Genomic DNA, 18,609 nt, shown 5'->3' with positions numbered 1-18,609 from the left:
GTCGCCCGTTTTGAAAGGATACCCATCTGGATGCGTTGTACCGATCCCCAGGCAACACCCGTCAAGAAAACCCGACACCAACTGCTCTACCTGGTCTACGGGAACCAGGAGGTTTACCGGCGCGAAGCCAAGTTCAGTATTTTGACCGCGCTGTCACATGCGAAGAACGGTAAGCTCCCGAGCATCCGAATCCTCACGGATCGCCCTCAGGACTACGCCGGCTGGCCGGTCGAAACGGTCACGCTGACCCAGGAAACCCTGACCCTGTGGCAAGGCGAAAACGGCTATCACCATCGTCGCAAGGCCTGCGCGATTGCCGCCGGTCTAAAGTTTGCGGAAAAAACCCTGTTCGTCGACACCGACACGCTGTTCACCAGCGACCCGAACCTGGTCTTCAAACAGATCCAGCCGCAGCACTATGTGATGGATCGCTTCGAGTACAACTGGCAGGACGTGTGTGAACACCCCGAGTATGTGAAGCTCGGCGGTTGCCTGCACGCTCACGGCATCACGGCCGACAACGGTTTCAAGCTGTACAACAGCGGATTGTGCGGCGTCACCGACCGCGACAGCGCCCTGTTCGAGGAGTCGATCAAGCTCATCGATGAATGGACCCGGGACGGCTTCGACATCCACACCATCGAACAGATCGCCCTGTCATTCGCGATGCGCGACAAACCGATTCAGGAGGCGAAAAAATACATCTATCACTACTTCGCGGAAAAACGCTTTTTCCATGCGATGCAGGCGTATTTCTTCTCTCAGCATGGCGAGCGGTTCAGCCCTGAGCTGGTCGAACTGTGCCGGGACGTGCCACGGGTCAAACCCTTCCCATCGGCCTGGCAGCGGCTGAAAATCAAATGGAAGCTGCGCAACCAGAGCGGCGCACTGCGCAAGGTTGGTCGCGATCTGCTCTACGGCAGCGCAGCGCCTGATCACCCGTACTACAAGGCATGCCGACACGAATGGTGGGAATGTGCCTCGCGGGAGATCCTTCGTTGGGACCCGACTCGTCAGAAACAGCTGCTGGAGACTCACCAGAACGGCTGGCCCCAACAACTGCCCAAGCCTGAAAAGCCTAAAGATGAGCGGATTATCATGCAGTACCTGAAAAAGCGGGTAGCGGCTGCCAACTGACGTGACCGGTTCACGTCATGCCCAAAGGCCCCGGCCAATACGTTAAACTCCCGCCCACTGCTGTCTGGAGCTTCTTATGCGCGAAGAGTTGAACCAAGGCCTGATCGACTTCCTCAAGGCCTCCCCTACCCCGTTCCATGCCACTGCCAGCCTTGTTCAGCGTCTGGAAGCGGCGGGTTTTGTGCGCCTTGACGAGCGCGAGCCCTGGACCACCGAAGCCAACGGTCGTTACTACGTCACTCGTAACGACTCGTCGATCGTCGCCATCAAGATGGGACGCCATTCGCCGCTGCATGGCGGCATTCGCCTGGTTGGCGCCCATACCGACAGCCCGTGCCTACGGGTCAAACCCCAGCCGGAACTGCAGCGTCAGGGCTTCTGGCAGCTGGGCGTCGAAGTTTACGGCGGTGCATTGTTGGCCCCGTGGTTCGACCGCGACTTGTCCCTGGCCGGGCGCGTGACGTTCCGCCGCGACGGCAAGGTCGAGAGCCAGTTGATCGACTTCAAGGCGCCGATCGCCACCATCCCGAACCTGGCCATTCACCTCAATCGTGAAGCCAATATGGGTTGGGCCATCAATGCCCAGACCGAACTGCCACCGATCCTCGCGCAATTTGCCGGTGATGAGCGCGTGGACTTCCGCGCCGTGCTCACCAATCAGCTGGCGCTGGAACATGGCCTGAATGCGGACGTGGTGCTCGACTACGAGCTGAGCTTCTACGACACGCAGAGCGCCGCCATTATCGGTCTGCATGGCGACTTCATCGCGGGCGCGCGCCTGGACAACTTGCTGTCGTGCTATGCCGGCCTGCAAGCCTTGCTGACCGCTGAAACCGACGAAACCTGCGTGCTGGTGTGCAACGACCACGAAGAAGTCGGTTCCTGCTCGGCGTGCGGCGCCGATGGTCCGATGCTTGAGCAAACCTTGCGTCGCCTGCTGCCTGAAGGCGACGAATTCGTGCGCACCATTCAGAAGTCCTTGCTGGTCTCGGCCGACAACGCCCACGGCGTGCACCCCAACTATGCGGAAAAGCACGACGCCAACCACGGCCCGAAACTCAACGCCGGCCCGGTAATCAAGGTCAACAGCAACCAGCGCTACGCCACCAACAGCGAAACCGCCGGGTTCTTCCGCCATCTGTGCATGGCCGAAGAAGTGCCGGTGCAAAGCTTCGTGGTGCGCAGCGACATGGGCTGCGGCTCGACCATCGGCCCGATTACCGCCAGCCATCTGGGCGTGCGCACCGTGGACATCGGCCTGCCGACGTTCGCCATGCACTCGATCCGTGAACTGTGCGGCAGCCACGACCTGGCCCACCTGGTCAAAGTGTTGAGCGCGTTCTACGCCTGTCAGGAATTGCCGTAATTACGCGCCAATGAATGGCTGGAATGCTATCTGTGGCGAGGGAGCTTGCTCCCGCTCGACTGCGCAGCAGTCGCAAAACCAGTGAATGCGGTCTGCCTGAAGGATCGCGATTGCTCGGTTTGGGGCTGCTTCGCAGCCCAGCGGGAGCAAGCTCTTATCAAACAAAAAATAACCCATTGTTTTTGCTCTTGAAAAATCATGCTGCTTTGACCAGTTGCATGCCTAGCTTGCGTGCTTTTCGCTCCAGAGCGCGCAGCTGTCGGCTGCGGCTTTTTTCTTCAAACTCTTCAATTCCCTTCTCAACATAGGGCTGCCCCTTCGTCAGCATGGCGTAGATCAGCCGCGCCAATTGGTGTGCGGTGGCTTTGATCGCGCAACTGGTGTCCATCCGCGTCAGGCGGGCGCGGTGGCTGGCGCCGATGAAACTTTTGTCCTGTCGCCCATTGGAAGCCGCTTGCTTAAGCGCTTGAGCTGCTCGATTAATGATTTTCGGTGCTTTCCCTGGAAGCGGTTTACCTCCTGATATCCGCGTAGGCGGTGCCACGCCCAGCCAGGAGCAAAAGTGCTGAGAGGTGGGAAAACGTGACAAATCCGGCCCCAATTCACTGGCTAATACCAGCGCCGTATCAATCCCGATGGTGGGGATAGCCGTCAGGTCCACACCCATTACCTTGTTCAATGCCCGGTGCAACGCTTGCTGTTGGTCGGTCGAGCGGTGCGGGCTGCGCAGCGGCTTGCCGGGTGCCACTGGTTCATGCTCAAGAACCGGTAGTCGCTCAAGTGCCTGGGCGATGGCCCGGTCACACTCGGCGATCTGGGTTTCCAGAAAGTCATGGCAGGCCAATTCCTGACTCAGAGCATGCAAGTGCTCGGCTCGCCAGTTGCCATGCAAACTGCGGGCAATGGTCGCCTGATCTGCCTTGATGCGCCCGTCTTTCATCGTTGCGAGTTGTTCAGGGTTACGCTCGCCGCCGACAATAGCCCGCAAAATCTTCAGGCCCGTCACCCCGGTGATATCGCTGATGACTTGGGCCAGCTGGATGTTCATCTGGCTCAAGGCTTTTTGCATGCGATTGATGGACTTGGCTTGATCGCAGACTTTATTGGCTCGCTGACGGACCAGAGAGCGCATTGAGCAGATTTCATCCGAAGGGCGAAACGCACCGCTGAGCAGGCCATGGGTCATGAGCTGCCAAATCCACTGGCAGTCGAGCACATCGGACTTGCGACCTGAGGTCTGCCGGGTGGCGCGCGAGTTGACGAGGTAAACCTCGAATCCGCGTGCATCCAGCACTTCGAAAAGGGGGATCCAGTAGACCCCCGTCGCCTCCATGGCCACCACGTTGATGTTCAGTGACTGGAGCCAGTCGGCCAAAGCAATCAAGTCGTCGGTGAAGGTGGAGAATTGACGAACAGGCGGATCACATCGCCCTGAATCCACGGCGACCCAGTGTTCGCGAAGGCCGACATCAATGCCGGCACAGTGATGATGGATAATCTCAAAACGCTTCTGGTTCTTGCGCGCCATGACAATTCCTCGCAGGATTGAACGACGCGCGCGGGGTACACGGTGGCGAACGGATTCACTCTCTTATACGAGGTCATGGCTTACGCCATGCCGTCAGCGACTCCACGCCGATACCGTGCAGGCCACTCTCCCTCTCGGGTGCTGTCACACCAGTGCTGGTTACGGCCTTTGCCCCGCGCGCGTTCTTCAAACTTTACGATGAACCTGTTTGCTGCGCGACAGCGCGGCGTCGAAGACGGCGCGGGGCCTCCCTCGCCACAAGGATCGCGCCGCATCCCTGAATCAGATGTGACTCACATCACCACCGGTCGCCCAAAAGCCACCTAGACTTCAAATATCCTCTCCGACAAGGCAGTCACCCATGATCTCGATGTCTTCATTCCACGCCATGCTGATCCCCATTCTTGCCGGGATGATCATGCTGGCCATCGGCTTCAACTTCCGCGACAAAAACGCCGGTGTGTTCGCCATGTGGATTGGCATGCTGACGATCCTCGCCACCGTGGTTTTCAAGATCCTCGCCAAACTCAACGAATAAATCCTCCCCCTGGCTCGCATTGATTTTGACGGGCTCGTACACTCGGCCGATCTGTTCATCCCGAGGTTGACCGCCTAGTGTTCGCTCGTCTTTTCGCTCTGCCGTGTTTTTTCCTTGTCTGTCTGATGACGCTGCTGCCGATGGCGCCTGCCCAGGCGGTCGGTTTGCCGGGCTTGCTCAACAGTTCGGCCAAGGCCCAGCCAGAAGCGCAAGAGCCGCTGGGCCAATCGCTGGATGAAGTCATCAAGTCGCTGGAGAATGATCAGCAGCGGACCAAACTGCTGGCGGACCTGAAGAAGCTGCGCGACGTCACCAAAAAGGCTCAGCCGGCCGCCGAAGAAGGCGTACTCGGCCTGATCGGCGGCACACTGGCCACCTTCGAAAAACAGTTTTCCGGGGCCGACAGTCCCCTTACGCGCTGGTCCGAAGAGTTTGACCTGGCCAAAGACGAACTGACGGCACTGATGCTGCCAGCCAACGAGTGGCTGCCGATCATCTTTGCCTTCGCCATGATTCTGATGGTCTGGAGCCTGCTGGCCGCAGCGCTGATCTGGGTCAGTCACCGAGTGCGCATGCGCTTCGGCCTGACCGAAGAACTGCCGCAACACCCCAAGGCCCTCGACATGTTGCGCTTCGCCCTGCGCAAACTCGGGCCGTGGCTGATTGCCTTGGTCATGACGGTCTACATGAGCTACGCCCTGCCCTCGTCACTGGGCAAAAGCCTGGCCATGGTGCTGGCCTACGCGCTGGTGGTGGGCACGTGTTTCTCGGCGATCTGCGTGATCGCGTTTTCCGTGCTCGACGGCCCGCATCGCCACCGGGCTTTGTACATCCTGCGACATCAAGCCTTTCGGCCGTTGTGGCTGATCGGCAGTTTCACCGCGTTCGGTGAAGCGTTGAGCGATCCGCGCCTGGTCGCCGGCCTCGGCAGCCACCTGGCCCACACCGCCGCGACCATAGCCAACGTGCTGGCCGCGCTGTCCACTGGGTTGTTCATCCTGCGCTTCCGCCGGCCGATCGCGCACCTGATCCGTAACCAGCCGTTGTCCCGACGCCTGACGCGCCGCGCGCTCAGCGACACCATCGATATTCTCGGCACCTTCTGGTACGTGCCCGCATTGGTGTTGGTGGCCATCTCGCTGTTCGCCACCTTCGTCTCGGCCGGCGACACCAGCACCGCACTGCGCCAGGCGCTGATCTGCACCGTGCTGCTGGTGTTGTGCATGGTCATCAACGGCCTGGTTCGCCGTCATTCGCTGAAACCGCAACGGGGTGTGAAGCGTCATGCGCTGTATTCGGAACGCCTGAAAAGTTTCTTCTACACCCTCGCCCATCTCCTGGTCTGGCTGGTCTTCATCGAACTGGGCCTGCGGGTCTGGGGCATGTCGTTGATTGCCTTCACAGAAGGCGAAGGCCATGAAGTCAGCGTCAAACTGTTCAGCCTCGCCGGTACGCTGATTTTTGCCTGGCTGATCTGGATCCTCAGCGACACCGCCGTGCACCACGCCCTCACCCGCTCGCGCAAAGGCCTGGCCAACGCCCGCGCACAGACGATGATGCCGCTGATTCGCAACGTGCTGTTCGTGGCGATCTTCATCATTGCGTTGATCGTCGCGCTGGCGAACATGGGCATGAACGTCACGCCACTGCTGGCCGGTGCCGGCGTGATCGGCCTGGCCATCGGTTTCGGTGCGCAGTCGCTGGTTGCGGACTTGATCACCGGCCTGTTCATCATCATCGAAGACTCCCTGGCCATCGACGACTACGTGGACGTCGGCGGCCACCTCGGTACCGTCGAAGGCCTGACCATTCGTACCGTTCGCCTGCGGGACATCGACGGCATCGTGCACACCATTCCGTTCAGCGAAATCAAAAGCATCAAGAACTACTCCCGGGAATTCGGCTACGCGATCTTCCGGGTGGCGGTGCCCGCCAGCATGGACATCGACGAGGCGATCAAACTGATGCGCGAAGTTGGCCAGAAAATGCGCACCGACCCACTGCAACGGCGCAATATCTGGTCGCCGCTGGAGATTCAGGGGGTCGAGAGTTTCGAGTCGGGTAATGCGATTCTTCGGGCCCGGTTCAAGACTGCGCCGATCAAGCAGTGGGAGGTTTCACGGGCGTTCAATCTGTCGCTGAAGCGGCATCTGGATGAGGCGGGGATGGATCTGGCGACGCCGCGGATGAGTGTCCAGGTGATTACAGCCGGAGGTGGGCCGCAGAAGGATGTGTCTGCTACTTGATTCATAGGGTGGCTGTCAGGGCCCCTTCGCGAGCAAGCCCGCTCCCACATTTGAAATCCATTCCAATGTGGGAGCGGGCTTGCTCGCGAAGGGGTCGACGCGATACTCCAGTTAAACCACGCTGACTAAACCACATCAACGCCCACATGAATCGCATCATGCCGCCAAAACTCCAGGTCACAATCGATCAGCCGCTCATGCTGATCGTAGTTGACCCGGGCGATCCGCAATCCCGGGCTCCCCACCGACACCCGTAACGCTGCCGCCGCATCCACCGACAACGCGGTCGGCACGATCTCGAACCGCACCCGCCCGTAATGCAAGTCGTAATGCCTGGCGTACAGCTCGGTGATCGACTGATTCAGATCGAAATCCAGAATCCCCGGAAAGTACTGCGGATTCAGGTAGTGCTCCACGTACAGCACCAGCCGCTCATCAATGCGCCGCGCCCGGCAGATCTGAATCACGCTGGACAACGCCGGCAACTGCAACCACGCGCACACCGCGGCCGACGCCGGTTGCAACCGCGCCGAAATCACCTCGGTCGACGGCACCCGCCCCTGCGCACTGACCATCGCGTGAAAGTGACTGCGTTGCATCAGGTTGTAAGCAAGGCGCGGTGGCGAGACAAACCAGCCACGGCGCTCCTCCCGATAAATCTGCCCTTGGGCTTCCAGTTGCAACAAGGCTTCACGCACGGTGATACGCGTGGTACCGAACAACTCACTGAGCTTGCGCTCGGCCGGCAGTTTGCTCCCGGGCGCCAACAGACCATGGTCGAGCTGTTCTTGCAGAACCTGCCCGATGGCTGTCACCGCTTTGGTTGTCTCGATGCGCATCAACGTTACCTATCTGGACTAGACCAGCACTGTTTCGGGGCAGAACCGTGATTCAAACCGGCTCCATCAACTCCCTGCAAGCCTAGGCACTGCTTGTGACTGGCAGATGACAAAGCCGCCGAACGGTTGCACCAGACGCCTGCAAAATCACGGCCAAGTCCTTTCGTATCAGCCCTTTAGCCATGGTCTACGCTTACTCGGAAGCCTGAGCATCACCGCGTAAAAAATAGAGGCCTACCGATCGTCGACATCAAAATGTCATCAGCGGCGCCTAAATTGGCTCAGGTATTGCTGACCTAGACCAACACAACCGCAATCGCAGCGTTGAAAACGCCCAAAGGAGCTTCGGATGAAAAAGCTTTTCCTGGCATCACTGTTAGGCTCGACCATTGCCATGTGCACCGCCGTCATGGCCGCTGATGATTTGAAAACCCTGGAAGCCGCTGCGAAAGCGGAAGGCGCGGTCAACAGCGTCGGCATGCCCGATGACTGGGCCAACTGGAAAGGCACCTGGGAAGACCTGGCCAAGACTTACGGCCTGAAACATATCGACACCGACATGAGTTCGGCGCAGGAAATCGCCAAGTTTGCCGCCGAGAAAGACAATGCCAGCGCCGACATCGGCGATGTCGGCGCAGCCTTCGGCCCGATCGCGGTCAAACAAGGCGTGGTGCAACCCTACAAGCCAAGCACCTGGGACCAGGTCCCGGACTGGGCCAAAGACAAGGACGGCAACTGGGCGCTGGCGTACACCGGCACCATCGCGTTCATCATCAACAAGAAGCTGTTGCACGGCTCCGAAGCTCCGACCAAGTGGGCGGATCTGAAAACCGGTAAATACAAGGTGTCCATCGGTGACGTGAGCACCGCCGCCCAGGCCGCCAACGGTGTACTGGCTGCGGCACTGGCCAACGGTGGCGACGAGAAGAACCTGCAGCCAGCGCTGTTGCTGTTCGCAGATATCGCCAAGCAGGGCCGCCTGTCCATGGCCAACCCGACCATCGCCACGATGGAAAAGGGTGAAATCGAAGTCGGCGTGGTCTGGGACTTCAACGGCCTGAGCTACAAAGCCAAGATGGCGAACCCGGACGATTACGTGGTGCTGATCCCCTCCGACGGCTCGGTGATTTCCGGTTACACCACCATCATCAACAAATACGCGAAGAACCCGAACGCCGCCAAGCTGACCCGCGAATACATCTTCAGCGATGCCGGTCAGATCAACCTGGCGAAAGGCAATGCCCGTCCAATCCGCGCCGATCACATCAAGCTGCCGGCCGACGTCCAGGCCAAGCTGCTGCCTAACGAGCAGTACAAAAAGGTCACGCCGATCAAAGACGCGGATGCGTGGGAAAAGACTTCCAAGGCCCTGCCTCAGAAGTGGAACGAAGAAGTCCTCGTCGAGATGAAGTAATGCTGTAGCACAAACACTGGAGAACCAATGTGGGAGCGGGCTTGCTCGCGAAGGCGGTTTCACATTCAACACATGTGTTGACTGACAGGCCGCCTTCGCGAGCAAGCCCGCTCCCACACTGGACCGTGTGAAGTTTAAGTTTTTCGAATATCTGTTTCACGGAGTCCCGCCCCTATGAAGCACAACGTCATCCTTGTCGTGCTCGACGGCCTCAACTATGAAGTCGCGCGCCACGCCTTGGGGCACCTGCAGGCTTACGTCGGCGCAGGACGCGCGGCACTCTACAAACTGGAGTGCGAACTGCCGGCCCTGTCCCGACCGCTTTACGAATGTATCCTCACCGGCGTCCCGCCCATCGAAAGCGGCATCGTCCACAACAACGTTTCGCGCCTGTCCAACCAGCGCAGCATTTATCACTACGCCACGGATGCTGGCCTGACGACTGCAGCCGCGGCCTATCACTGGGTCAGCGAGTTGTATAACCGCTCGCCGTTCGTGGCCGCCCGGGATCGTCACACCGACAGCCCCGACCTGCCGATCCAGCACGGTCACTTCTACTGGAACGATCACTACCCGGATTCGCACCTGTTCGCCGACGCCGAAAACCTGCGTCTACGCCATGCGCCCAACTTTTTGTTGATCCACCCCATGAACATCGACGACGCCGGGCACAAGCACGGCCTCGACACCCCGCAATACCGCAACAGCGCCCGCTCGGTGGACATTATTCTGGCCGACTACCTGCAAACCTGGCTTGACGCCGGTTATCAGGTGCTGGTGACCGCTGACCACGGCATGAACAACGACCGCTCGCACAACGGCCTGCTGCCGGAAGAACGCGAAGTACCGCTGTTTGTTCTGGGCGATGCCTTCAGCTTCAACACCAGCGCCGCGCCAAAACAGACGGACATCTGCGGCACGGTCTGCGAACTGCTGGGCGTGGCCCACGACAAACCTGTCTGCCGGGAGCTGCTCAAGTGAACGCCATGAACCGTGGTAAATGGCTGGCCGCCTTGTGCCTGGTACCTTTCGCTTTGTTTTTTATCGTGTTCGAGATCGCGCCGCTGGTCTGGGTAATGATCAACAGCCTGCCATCGGAAGAGTTCGGTTGGGGCCTGGCCAACTTCAGCAAAATCTTCAATTCGAAATTCTATTTGCAGGCGATCCAGTACAGCCTCGAGATCAGTTTCTGGTCCAGCGTATTCGGCATCATCATCGCGGTGCTCGGCGCCTATTCCCTGCGCCGGGTTGACTCGAAACTGCGCAACTTCGTCAACGCCTTCGCCAACATGACCAGCAACTTCGCCGGCGTGCCGCTGGCCTTCGCGTTCATCATTTTGCTGGGGTTCAACGGCAGCTTCACCATCATGCTCAAGCAGGCTGGGATCATTCAGGACTTCAACCTGTATTCGAAAACCGGGCTGATCATTCTCTACACCTACTTCCAGATTCCATTGGGCGTGCTGCTGCTCTACCCGGCTTTCGACGCCTTGCGCGAAGACTGGCGTGAGTCGGCCGAGTTGCTTGGCGCCAGCGGCTGGCAATTCTGGCGCCACATCGGTTTGCCGGTGCTGACCCCTGCGTTGTTGGGCACTTTCGTGATCTTGCTGGCCAACGCTCTTGGCGCCTACGCCACGGTCTACGCGCTGACCACCGGCAACTTCAACGTGCTGCCGATCCGCATCGCGGCGATGGTGTCCGGCGACATTTCCCTGGATCCGAACCTGGCCAGCGCCCTGGCCGTGGTGCTCGTGGCGTTGATGACCCTGGTGACCATCGTGCATCAGCTGCTGTTGAAGAGGAGCTACCATGTCTCGCGCTGAACTGGGCCCCGTCGGTGTCTATCACCGGGTGGTGGTGTACGTGCTGTTTGCCATTCTGTTGTTGCCGCTGGCCGGGACGTTGATTTACTCGATCGCCAGCAGCTGGTCGGCGACCATTCTGCCCAGCGGCTTTACCTTCAAGTGGTACATCCAGCTGTGGAGCGATCCGCGCTTCCTGCATGCCTTCGGGCAGTCGCTGCTGGTCTGCGTCGGCGCGTTGATTCTGTCGGTGGTGCTGATTCTGCCGCTGCTGTTCGTGGTGCATTACCACTTCCCCAAACTCGATGCGCTGATGAACATCCTGATCCTGCTGCCCTTCGCGGTGCCGCCGGTGGTGTCCTCGGTGGGGCTGTTGCAGCTCTACGGTTCCGGGCCGTTTGCGATGGTCGGTACACCGTGGATTCTGATCGGCTGCTACTTCACCATCGCGCTGCCGTTCATGTACCGGGCGATCACCAATAACCTGCAAGCGATCAACCTGCGCGACCTGATGGACGCCGCGCAACTGCTCGGCGCCAGCACCTGGCAAGCCGCGTTCCTGGTGGTACTGCCGAACCTTCGCAAGGGTTTGATGGTGGCGTTACTGCTGTCATTCTCGTTCCTGTTCGGTGAATTCGTGTTCGCCAACATCCTGGTCGGCACCCGCTACGAAACCCTGCAGGTCTACCTCAACAACATGCGTAACAGCAGCGGCCACTTCACCAGTGCGCTGGTGATCTCCTATTTCTTCTTTGTGCTGGTTCTGACCTGGGCGGCCAATATCTTGAACAAGGACAAAAGCGAATGAGTTATGTCAGCGTCCAACACCTTCAGAAAAACTACGCGGGCACCACGGTGTTCAGCGACATCAACTGCGAAATCCAGAAAGGTGAATTCGTCACCCTCCTTGGCCCGTCCGGTTGCGGCAAGTCCACGCTGTTGCGTTGCATCGCCGGCCTGACGTCGGTGGATGGCGGCAAGATTCTGCTGGAGGGCGTCGATCTGGTTCCGATGAGCCCACAAAAACGCGGAATCGGCATGGTGTTCCAGAGTTATGCACTGTTCCCCAACATGACCGTGGAGCAGAACATCGCCTTTGGTTTGCGCATGCAAAAGGTCAATACCGACGACAGCCAGAAGCGTGTCGCCGAAGTGTTGAAACTGGTTGAGCTCAATGACTTCGCCGCCCGTTATCCGCATCAACTGTCAGGCGGCCAATGCCAGCGCGTAGCCCTCGCCCGCTCACTGGTCACCCGTCCACGGCTGCTGTTGCTGGACGAACCGCTGTCAGCCCTCGACGCGCGGATTCGCAAGCACTTGCGCGAACAGATCCGTCAGATCCAGCGCGAACTCGGCTTGACCACGATTTTCGTCACACACGATCAGGAAGAAGCGCTGACCATGTCTGACCGGATTTTCCTGATGAATCAGGGAAAGATCGTACAGAGCGGCGACGCCGAAACCCTCTACACCGCGCCCGTGGATGTGTTTGCCGCCGGCTTCATCGGCAACTACAACTTGCTGGACGCCGACAACGCCTCGAAACTGCTGCAACGGCCGATCAACCATCGCATCGCGATTCGCCCGGAAGCCATCGAGCTGAGCCTCAATGGCGAGCTTGACGCACAAGTGCGCAGCCACAGCTTGCTGGGCAACGTGATTCGTTATCGGATCGAAGCCCGGGGCGTGGAATTGGTGGTGGACGTGCTGAACCGCTCGGCGGCCGATCTGCACCCCGATGGTCAGCGCCTGGCACTTTCCATCGATCCGACTGCCCTGTGTGAGGTAGCCTGATGCCTTTGTTGATGTCGAAGAGAGAACTGCACTGATGGCCCTGGCAATTTTTGATCTGGACGAAACCCTGATCCACGGCGACTGCGCCACCCTCTGGAGCGAGCAAATGGGGCGCCTGGGCTGGGTCGATCCCGAGTCGTTCATGCGTCAGAACAACGAATTGATGGACGCTTACAGCCACGGCAAGCTGCGGATGGAGGACTACATGACCTTCAGCCTGGAGCCGATGATCGGCCGCACACCGGAAGAGGTCGACCATTTGGTCGGGCCCTGGGTGGAAGATTTCATCGAGCCGATCATTTTCAGTGACGCCACCAAAGCCATCGCCGCCCATCGCAAGGCCGGCGACCGGATTCTGGTGATCTCGGCGTCGGGCACACATTTGGTCAGGCCGATTGCCGACCGTTTGGGCATCGACGAGATTCTCGGCATCGAACTGGAAGTGGCGCACGGCGTTTACAGCGGCCACACCGTCGGCACCCTGACCTACCGCGAAGGCAAGATCACCCGGCTGCTGGAGTGGCTGGATGCGGAAGAGGAAAACCTGGAAGGCGCGAGTTTCTATTCCGACTCGCGTAACGATTTACCGCTGCTATTGAAGGTGGATTTCCCACACGTGGTAAACCCGGATCCGGTCCTGCTCGAGCACGCCGAAAAAGCCGGCTGGCCAATCCATATCTGGAAGTAACCGATCCCCCTGTAGGAGCGAGGCTCGCCCGCGAAGAACGATAACGCGGTCTCACTGGTAAACCGCGTCGCCTCATTCGCGGGCAAGTCGGATCGCCGCCCGCTCGCTCCTACAGATTCAGTGTGTCCTTCAGGTCAGACTTGGGTCGATGATCAGGACCAACTTCCCCGCCACCTTATTACTCGCCAACTCCGCAAACGCCGCTTCGGCGTCCTTGATCGGGTAGGTCTTCGCCAACTGCGGACTCAACCGCCCCTCAGCAAACAACGGCCACACATGCTGGCTCAAATCACTGAGCAAATCTGCTTTGAACTGCTCATCGCGACTGCGCAAGGTCGAGCCCAGCAGTTGCACGCGCTTGGCCAGAACCTGCGCCAGATCCAGGTTTGCCTCACGCCCCCCCATCAAACCGATCAGCACCCAGCGACCATCCAAAGCCAGCATTTTCAGATTCAGCGCAGCGTAGTTGCCACCGACCGGATCGAGAATCACGTCGAACGGCCCCAGATCCCGCAAACTGTCGAGGACGCCCGAGCGCACCACACCGCCCTGCGCACCCAACGCTTCGCAATAAGCCAGACGCTCGGCGGAGCCGACGCTGACCCAGCACGGGTTGCCAAAGGCCTTGCACAGCTGAATGGCCGCTGAACCGATTCCACTTGCTCCGGCGTGCAGTAGAACTTTCTCACCTGGTTTGAGCGCAGCCAGTTGAAACAAATTCAGCCAAACGGTCGCGTACACTTCCGGCAGCGCTGCCGCCTCAGCCAGGGACAAACCTTCGGGAACCGGCAACACATGCCGTCCGTCGACAACTACCTCCTCGGCCATCCCACCCCCGGCCAGCAAGGCGCAGACTCGATCACCGACCTGCCAGGACGAGCCCGGGCCGACCTCGCTGATCACCCCTGAACACTCAAGACCCAGTACCTGACTGGCTCCCGGCGGTGGCGGATAAAGCCCTGCTTTCTGTAACAAATCGGCGCGATTGAGGCCTGCTGCCGCCACTCGAATCCGAACTTGTCCTACATCGCATGTAGGACTGGGCTCTTCAACCCACTCCACTTGACCTTCCACGCCTTGCAATGCTTTCACAGTGCCTCCATAGTGAGTCTGGACTGAGCCCGTAGCTGTAGCGCCGGGCTTTCTTGCATTATGTGACCGGCCCTTTGTGGAACCGGCGACTTCAAAGACGGCCTAATATGCGTGATCAATTGTCCCCGCGTCGAATCAGCATGAAGCATTTTTTCCCCAGCACCGCCCTAGCCCTATTCATTGGTATCGGCCTGTTGCCGATGTCGAGCAATACATTCGCAGCCAATAGCTGGGACAAGCTTCAGCCTGATCGTGACGAAGTGATCGCCAGCCTGAACGTCGTCGAACTGCTCAAGCGCCATCACTACAGCAAGCCGCCGCTCGATGACGCGCGCTCCGTGATCATCTATGACAGCTACCTCAAGCTGCTGGATCCGTCGCGCAGCTACTTCATGGCCAGCGACATTGCCGAATTCGACAAGTGGAAGACCCAGTTCGACGATTTCCTCAAAAGCGGCGACCTCAACGCCGGGTTCACCATCTACAAGCGCTACCTGGACCGCGTCAAAGCACGTCTGGACTTCGCCCTTGCCGAGTTGAACAAAGGCGTCGACAAAATCGACTTCAACACCAAGGAATCCTTGCTGATCGATCGCAAGGACGCCCCTTGGCTCAAGTCCACCGCCGAACTCGATGACCTGTGGCGCAAACGCGTCAAGGACGAAGTCCTGCGGCAGAAAATCGCGGGCAAGGACTCCAAGCAGATTCAGGAAACCCTGACCAAGCGCTACAAAAACCAGTTGGCGCGCCTGGACCAGACTCGTGCGGAAGACATCTTCCAGGCGTACATCAACACCTTCGCCATGTCCTACGACCCGCACACCAACTATCTGTCGCCGGATAACGCGGAAAACTTCGACATCAACATGAGCCTGTCCCTCGAGGGCATCGGCGCCGTGTTGCAGAGCGATAACGATCAGGTAAAAGTCGTGCGCCTGGTGCCTGCCGGCCCGGCCGACAAGACCAAACAGGTTGCACCGGCCGACAAGATCATCGGCGTTGCCCAAGGCAACAAAGAGATGGTCGACGTGGTTGGCTGGCGTCTGGACGAAGTGGTCAAGCTGATCCGTGGTCCGAAAGGCACCGTGGTGCGCCTGGAAGTGATTCCGGCCAGCAATGCGCCGAACGATCAGACCAGCAAAATCGTGCCGATCACCCGTGAAGCGGTGAAGCTTGAAGACCAGGCGGTGAAGAAGTCAGTCCTCAACCTGAAACAGGACGGCAAGGACTACAAGCTCGGCGTCATCGAGATCCCGGCTTTCTACCTCGACTTCAAGGCGTTCCGTGCTGGCGATCCGGATTACAAGAGCACCACTCGCGACGTCAAGAAACTGCTGACCGAGTTGCAGAAAGAGAAAGTCGACGGCGTGGTCATCGACTTGCGCAACAACGGCGGCGGCTCCCTGCAGGAAGCCACCGAGCTGACCAGTCTGTTCATCGACAAAGGTCCGACCGTACTGGTGCGTAACGCCGACGGCCGGGTCGATGTACTTGAAGATGAAAACCCGGGCGCGTTCTACAAAGGCCCGATGGCGTTGCTGGTTAACCGCTTGTCCGCCTCGGCTTCGGAGATTTTTGCCGGTGCCATGCAGGACTACCACCGCGCGCTGATCATCGGCGGCCAGACCTTCGGTAAAGGCACCGTGCAGACCATTCAGCCGCTGAACCATGGCGAACTGAAACTGACCCTGGCCAAGTTCTACCGGGTTTCCGGCCAGAGCACCCAGCATCAGGGCGTACTGCCGGACATCGATTACCCGTCGATCATCGACACCAAGGAAATCGGCGAAAGCGCCCTGCCGGAAGCCATGCCGTGGGACACCATCCGCGCGGCCATCAAGCCGGCGGTCGACCCGTTCAAGCCGTACATCGCGCAGCTCAAGTCCGAGCATGACGTGCGCTCGGCCAAGGATGCGGAGTTCGTGTTCATCCGCGACAAGCTGGCCTTGGCCCAGAAGCTGATGGCGGAAAAAACCGTCAGCCTCAACGAAACCGATCGTCGTGCACAACACGCCGATATCGAAGCCAAGCAACTGGTGATGGAAAACATCCGTCGCAAGGCCAAGGGCGAAGAGCCGCTCAAAGAGCTGAAGAAAGAAGACGAAGACGCGATCGCGGCCGAGCCGGACAAGACCAAGCCAGAAGACGATGCCTACTTGAGCGAGACCGGGCGGATTCTGCTGGATTACTTGAAACTCAACACCGCGGTAGCCAAGCACTAAAAATGGTGGCGATTTAATGCTGACGCTCTCCGGAGCGTCATCATACAGTCATCATTCTGTCGTGAAATAAAGGACTGGGAGCTCTTGGCTCCCAGTCCTTTTTTTATCGCCAGAGATTGCCATGACCACGACAGAACAGCTGAGTGCCTTGAGTTCCATACTGGCTCAAAGCGGCTTGCACAGCCTGTTCCAGCCGATCATTTCCCTCTCTGAGCGACGCATTGTCGGCTACGAAGCTCTCACCCGCGGCCCATCAAACAGCCCGCTGCACTCCCCCATCGCGTTGTTCGCGGTCGCCCGCCAGGCCGGTCGCTTGAGCGAGCTGGAAATCGCCTGCCGTGAAAGTGCCTGCCGACGCTTCAATGAACAACAACTGCCGGGCAAACTGTTTCTTAACGTCTCTCCGGAATCCTTGCTGGAAGCCGCTCATCAACCGGGACGGACCCTGCAATTGCTGCAGGACTTCGGCATACCGCCGAGCCAGGTTGTGATCGAACTCACCGAACAGACCCCAACCGACGATTTCCAGTTACTGCAAAACGCCCTGCATCACTACCGGGCGATGGGATTTTCCATTGCGCTGGATGATCTGGGCGCGGGCTACTCGAGTTTGCGCTTGTGGTCCGAGCTGCGTCCGGACTACGTGAAGATCGACCGGCATTTCATCGACGGCATTCATCAGGATGCGCTCAAGCGTGAGTTCGTCGGCTCGATCCTGCAAATCGCGAAAGCCTCGCGGGCGCAAGTGATCGCCGAAGGGATCGAACTGCCGGAAGAGCTCGCGGTGCTGACGGAGATGGGCGTAGATCTGGTGCAAGGCTACTTGCTGTGTCGGCCTCAAGAGCATCCACCTCGCGAGGCGCGATCCTTGATGCCCAAACACGACAGCACCGCCGTGGCGCTCAATGATGAAGGCAGCGACCTCAGCGCCTTGCTCAACGACCAACCGGCCGTGGCACGGGACACACCGACGGCCACAGTGCTGGAAGCCTTCCGCCGCCAGGCCAACCTGAACTCACTGGCGGTGCTCGACGAGCAAGGCCATCCTTGCGGCATCGTCCATCGGCATTCGCTCTCAGACGCGTTGCTCAAGCCCTTTGCTACCGATCTGTTTGCACGCAAGCCCATCAGCCGCTTGATGAACGACGACTTCCTCGCCGTGGAGATGAGCCAGTCGCTGCAACAAGTCAGTCGCTTGATCACCAGCCGCGCGCGGCAGCGCATCGAGGAGGACTTCATCATCACCCTCAACGGTGGCTATCTGGGCCTGGGCCGGGTGATCGATGTACTCAAGCTGATTACCGAACTGAAAATCCAGCAGGCCCGCTACGCCAACCCGCTGACCCTGTTGCCGGGCAACGTACCCATCCAGCAATGCCTGACGCGGCTGCTGCAACAGGAGCGGGAATCGGTGATCTGTTACGTCGACATCGACAGTTTCAAACCCTTCAACGACATCTATGGCTATGGCCGTGGGGACGAAGTCCTGCTGTGTCTGGCGCAATGCCTGAACGATCGCGTCGATCCGTCCCGCGACTTCGTCGGTCATATCGGCGGCGACGACTTCCTGCTGGTGCTCGGCCCGGAAGACTGGCGCAAACGGTTGAATCAGTTGCTGGACGACTTCCAGAGCCAGTGCCGGCGCTTCTACCGCAGCGAACACCTGGAAGCCGGCTGCTTTATCGCGCCGAATCGCCAGGGCGTGCGCCAGGAGTTTCCACTGTTGTCATTGTCGATCGGCGTGGTGCATTTGCATCCACAGGCCTGTGGACAACTCGATGCGAGCCAGTTGGCGGAGATGGCTTCGCAGGCCAAGCATCATGCGAAGAACGTGGCGGGGTATAGCGTGCATGTGATTGACAGTTTGGCGGTGCCGGTGGTCGAAGAAACCTTGATTGCCGGGCATCGCTAATCCTGCTTTTGTGGCGAGGGAGCTTGCTCCC

General features: G+C 59.3%; 15 protein-coding genes. 12 read left to right on the top strand and 3 right to left on the bottom strand.

Translation table 11 applies throughout. The annotated features are described in order from the left end of the window. Nucleotides 1-30 precede the first annotated feature (30 nt). Together ACA051_RS09605 and ACA051_RS09600 are read left to right on the top strand one after the other, a co-directional pair. Nucleotides 31-1,137, top strand: a complete 1,107-nt coding sequence (locus tag ACA051_RS09605; RefSeq protein WP_497374486.1) for a hypothetical protein — start codon at nt 31-33, stop codon at nt 1,135-1,137. Between the two features lie 76 nt (nt 1,138-1,213). Next, nucleotides 1,214-2,503, top strand: coding sequence for a M18 family aminopeptidase (locus ACA051_RS09600; protein WP_027922480.1), 1,290 nt, complete (start codon nt 1,214-1,216; stop codon nt 2,501-2,503). Nucleotides 2,504-2,699: 196 nt separating this feature from the next. On the opposite strand, the gene ACA051_RS09595 is transcribed toward ACA051_RS09600, so the two are convergent. After that, nucleotides 2,700-4,031, bottom strand: a complete 1,332-nt coding sequence (locus tag ACA051_RS09595; RefSeq protein WP_497373144.1) for an IS110 family RNA-guided transposase — start codon at nt 4,029-4,031, stop codon at nt 2,700-2,702. Between the two features lie 361 nt (nt 4,032-4,392). On the opposite strand from ACA051_RS09595, the gene ACA051_RS09590 reads away from it, so the two are divergent. Together ACA051_RS09590 and ACA051_RS09585 are read left to right on the top strand one after the other, a co-directional pair. Next, nucleotides 4,393-4,569, top strand: a complete 177-nt coding sequence (locus tag ACA051_RS09590) for a hypothetical protein (protein ID WP_178082289.1) — start codon at nt 4,393-4,395, stop codon at nt 4,567-4,569. A gap of 77 nt (nt 4,570-4,646) precedes the next feature. Then, nucleotides 4,647-6,815 (top strand): mechanosensitive ion channel family protein, encoded by a 2,169-nt coding sequence (locus ACA051_RS09585; RefSeq protein ID WP_497374484.1) that lies wholly within the window; start codon nt 4,647-4,649, stop codon nt 6,813-6,815. A 125-nt stretch (nt 6,816-6,940) separates the two neighbouring features. Here ACA051_RS09585 and ACA051_RS09580 read toward each other — a convergent pair whose 3' ends face one another. Next, nucleotides 6,941-7,654, bottom strand: coding sequence for a UTRA domain-containing protein (locus ACA051_RS09580; RefSeq protein ID WP_010456716.1), 714 nt, complete (start codon nt 7,652-7,654; stop codon nt 6,941-6,943). A gap of 349 nt (nt 7,655-8,003) precedes the next feature. Here ACA051_RS09580 and ACA051_RS09575 point away from each other — a divergent pair, with 349 nt between their 5' ends. From ACA051_RS09575 to ACA051_RS09550, 6 genes are all read left to right on the top strand, one after another. Next, complete coding sequence (locus tag ACA051_RS09575) at nt 8,004-9,068, top strand: ABC transporter substrate-binding protein (RefSeq protein WP_497374482.1); 1,065 nt, start codon at nt 8,004-8,006, stop codon at nt 9,066-9,068. A 174-nt stretch (nt 9,069-9,242) separates the two neighbouring features. Then, nucleotides 9,243-10,049 (top strand): alkaline phosphatase family protein, encoded by an 807-nt coding sequence (locus tag ACA051_RS09570; protein ID WP_497309381.1) that lies wholly within the window; start codon nt 9,243-9,245, stop codon nt 10,047-10,049. A gap of 5 nt (nt 10,050-10,054) precedes the next feature. Further along, nucleotides 10,055-10,891, top strand: a complete 837-nt coding sequence (locus tag ACA051_RS09565; RefSeq protein ID WP_497375531.1) for an ABC transporter permease — start codon at nt 10,055-10,057, stop codon at nt 10,889-10,891. Beyond that, on the top strand, nt 10,878-11,678 hold the full coding sequence (locus tag ACA051_RS09560) for an ABC transporter permease (protein WP_403100910.1): 801 nt from the start codon (nt 10,878-10,880) through the stop codon (nt 11,676-11,678). The genes ACA051_RS09565 and ACA051_RS09560 overlap by 14 nt, the downstream gene beginning before the upstream one ends. Beyond that, nucleotides 11,675-12,664: an ABC transporter ATP-binding protein gene (locus ACA051_RS09555; RefSeq protein WP_497309378.1), complete on the top strand. Its 990-nt coding sequence runs from the start codon at nt 11,675-11,677 to the stop codon at nt 12,662-12,664. The genes ACA051_RS09560 and ACA051_RS09555 overlap by 4 nt, the downstream gene beginning before the upstream one ends. A 34-nt stretch (nt 12,665-12,698) precedes the next feature. After that, entirely contained in the window at nt 12,699-13,352 is a 654-nt protein-coding gene (locus ACA051_RS09550; protein ID WP_497309376.1) for an HAD family hydrolase, read from the top strand. Nucleotides 13,353-13,481: 129 nt separating this feature from the next. Here the strand turns inward: ACA051_RS09550 and ACA051_RS09545 are convergent, their stop codons facing one another. Then, nucleotides 13,482-14,444, bottom strand: a complete 963-nt coding sequence (locus ACA051_RS09545; protein WP_497309374.1) for a zinc-binding dehydrogenase — start codon at nt 14,442-14,444, stop codon at nt 13,482-13,484. A gap of 140 nt (nt 14,445-14,584) precedes the next feature. Between ACA051_RS09545 and ACA051_RS09540 the strand changes: the two genes are divergently transcribed. Both ACA051_RS09540 and ACA051_RS09535 read left to right on the top strand, forming a co-directional pair. Continuing rightward, nucleotides 14,585-16,666: a carboxy terminal-processing peptidase gene (locus ACA051_RS09540; protein WP_497310560.1), complete on the top strand. Its 2,082-nt coding sequence runs from the start codon at nt 14,585-14,587 to the stop codon at nt 16,664-16,666. Between the two features lie 121 nt (nt 16,667-16,787). After that, nucleotides 16,788-18,578: a bifunctional diguanylate cyclase/phosphodiesterase gene (locus ACA051_RS09535; protein ID WP_497374480.1), complete on the top strand. Its 1,791-nt coding sequence runs from the start codon at nt 16,788-16,790 to the stop codon at nt 18,576-18,578. Nucleotides 18,579-18,609 lie beyond the last annotated feature (31 nt).

The sequence above is a fragment of the Pseudomonas sp. LBUM1669 genome (assembly GCF_059695705.1).
The sequence above is the reverse complement of the archived record's forward strand: the minus strand, read 5'-3'. Positions and strand labels throughout refer to the sequence as shown.

What these genes read in the sequence shown, in the direction of transcription:
- ACA051_RS09555 (WP_497309378.1), top strand. Translation starts at nt 11,675, where the DNA reads ATGAGTTATGTCAGCGTCCAACACCTTCAGAAAAACTACGCGGGCACC.
- ACA051_RS09590 (WP_178082289.1), top strand. Translation starts at nt 4,393, where the DNA reads ATGATCTCGATGTCTTCATTCCACGCCATGCTGATCCCCATTCTTGCC.
- ACA051_RS09560 (WP_403100910.1), top strand. Translation starts at nt 10,878, where the DNA reads ATGTCTCGCGCTGAACTGGGCCCCGTCGGTGTCTATCACCGGGTGGTG.
- ACA051_RS09605 (WP_497374486.1), top strand. Translation starts at nt 31, where the DNA reads ATGCGTTGTACCGATCCCCAGGCAACACCCGTCAAGAAAACCCGACAC.
- ACA051_RS09550 (WP_497309376.1), top strand. Translation starts at nt 12,699, where the DNA reads ATGGCCCTGGCAATTTTTGATCTGGACGAAACCCTGATCCACGGCGAC.
- ACA051_RS09580 (WP_010456716.1), bottom strand. Translation starts at nt 7,654, where the DNA reads ATGCGCATCGAGACAACCAAAGCGGTGACAGCCATCGGGCAGGTTCTG.
- ACA051_RS09570 (WP_497309381.1), top strand. Translation starts at nt 9,243, where the DNA reads ATGAAGCACAACGTCATCCTTGTCGTGCTCGACGGCCTCAACTATGAA.
- ACA051_RS09600 (WP_027922480.1), top strand. Translation starts at nt 1,214, where the DNA reads ATGCGCGAAGAGTTGAACCAAGGCCTGATCGACTTCCTCAAGGCCTCC.
- ACA051_RS09575 (WP_497374482.1), top strand. Translation starts at nt 8,004, where the DNA reads ATGAAAAAGCTTTTCCTGGCATCACTGTTAGGCTCGACCATTGCCATG.
- ACA051_RS09565 (WP_497375531.1), top strand. Translation starts at nt 10,055, where the DNA reads ATGAACCGTGGTAAATGGCTGGCCGCCTTGTGCCTGGTACCTTTCGCT.
- ACA051_RS09540 (WP_497310560.1), top strand. Translation starts at nt 14,585, where the DNA reads ATGAAGCATTTTTTCCCCAGCACCGCCCTAGCCCTATTCATTGGTATC.
- ACA051_RS09595 (WP_497373144.1), bottom strand. Translation starts at nt 4,031, where the DNA reads ATGGCGCGCAAGAACCAGAAGCGTTTTGAGATTATCCATCATCACTGT.
- ACA051_RS09535 (WP_497374480.1), top strand. Translation starts at nt 16,788, where the DNA reads ATGACCACGACAGAACAGCTGAGTGCCTTGAGTTCCATACTGGCTCAA.